The following is a 1,524-nucleotide window of genomic DNA, read 5'->3' as shown; positions in this document are numbered from 1 at the left end:
ATTTACAATCGTTGACGTGAACCCTCAATTCCGATTGGAAATATGTCGTCTCACCTCGGTCACCATGCCATTGTTATCGGCGGCAGCATTGCTGGACTGCTGGCAGCCCGAATTCTTGCTGACAAGTTCGATCAGGTAACGGTGGTTGACCGCGATCGCCTGCCTCTGACTGCTGACCCCCGTCGAGGCGTGCCGCAGTCTGTGCAACCCCATGTCCTGTTCACAAAGGGCTACCGCATTTTGGAGGAACTGTTTCCTGGCATTGGGGAAGCACTGCATGACGCTGGAGCCATTTCCTTCGACTGGACTAGAGATTTTCGTTACTTCCAGCGAGGCGACTGGTCCGAAATTTTAGAAGCACCGTCAGGGCTGGAATCTTACACGTGTACCCGACCATTGCTGGAAAGCACGATTCGACAACGAGTGGATCGCCTGCCGAACGTTCAGTTTTTGGAGCAGCAGCGGGTCGTCGGGCTACGAGGCGATCGTTCCCGCAGCTGCATCACCGGGATAGAACTCGATCATCGGGGAGATCTTGCTTCTAAGGACCTCACAGCGCAGCTGGTTGTGGATGCGAGCGGTCGCAGTACCCAGGCGGCGCGCTGGCTGCAAGCGTTGGGATTCACTTCGCCTCCGGCAACCGTCATCAACCCAGACGTGGGCTACGCGACCCGTCGCTACCGCATTCCTGCCAGTGCTGACCCAAGCTATAAAATTCTCTTAATTAGCCACCAACCCCCCAGCCGAACGCGATTGGGATATTTGGCTGCGGTGGAGAACGGAGAATGGATTGCCACACTCGGAGGCTATGGACAGGACTACCCTCCAACCGATGAGCCAGGCTTCCTCGAATTTGCCCAGAGTCTGCCCAGCCCAGAATTTTACAACGCGATTTGCGACGCAGAACCCCGCTCCGAAATGCGGGTGCATCGTGCGACTGCGAATCGGCTATACCACTACGAACAGATCGAACTACCCGACGGCTTTGTTGCGATCGGAGATGCAGTGTGTGCGCTGTGTCCCGTTTATGGGCAGGGCATGACCGTCAGTGCAATTTCATCGATCGTCCTGCGAGATTGGTTGGTCGATCGTCAGAAACGCCGCCAGCAACCTTCCTTGAACGGGGCGAGTTTTCAGAAACGGCTAGCCCGCAGTAACGCCTTACCGTGGTCACTGGCAACCGGATTTGATTCCCAGTTTCCTACGACCAAGGGAGCCGTCTCGCCCAAGGGGATCGGTAAGCTATTCCAGGGATACGCCAACCGGCTAGCAGAGCGCGCTCACAATGACCCTGATCTACATCTTCAGTTTATTGAGATGGCTCACCTGATGAAGCCACCCACGATCCTGCTCAGTCCTCGGGTCATGCTCAAAGCCTTGTTCTAAAGGTGTTTGCTGCGTCCTGCTGCCTCTGACTGCCTCACCATTTCAACACAAGAAATCCTCAATCCTCAGTTTTGAACGGCGCGATCGCGCCCTTCGCTGCGCTTCCCAACATCGCCAAATTTTCCGACGCCTGTAGTA

1 protein-coding gene is annotated in these 1,524 nt (G+C 55.7%); it reads left to right on the top strand.

Going from position 1 to position 1,524, the window contains the following annotated elements:
- The first annotated feature begins 42 nt into the window (after positions 1-42).
- Positions 43-1,386: a monooxygenase gene (locus tag H6F43_RS00075; protein WP_190340008.1), complete on the top strand. Its 1,344-nt coding sequence runs from the start codon at positions 43-45 to the stop codon at positions 1,384-1,386.
- The last annotated feature ends 138 nt before the right edge of the window (positions 1,387-1,524 follow it).

This window comes from Leptolyngbya sp. FACHB-36 (assembly GCF_014695955.1).
GTDB lineage: Bacteria > Cyanobacteriota > Cyanobacteriia > Leptolyngbyales > Leptolyngbyaceae > FACHB-36.
Note: the sequence above shows the minus strand (reverse complement) of the source record. Positions and strands in the feature narration are given on the sequence as shown.

What these genes read in the sequence shown, in the direction of transcription:
- H6F43_RS00075 (WP_190340008.1), top strand. Translation starts at nt 43, where the DNA reads ATGTCGTCTCACCTCGGTCACCATGCCATTGTTATCGGCGGCAGCATT.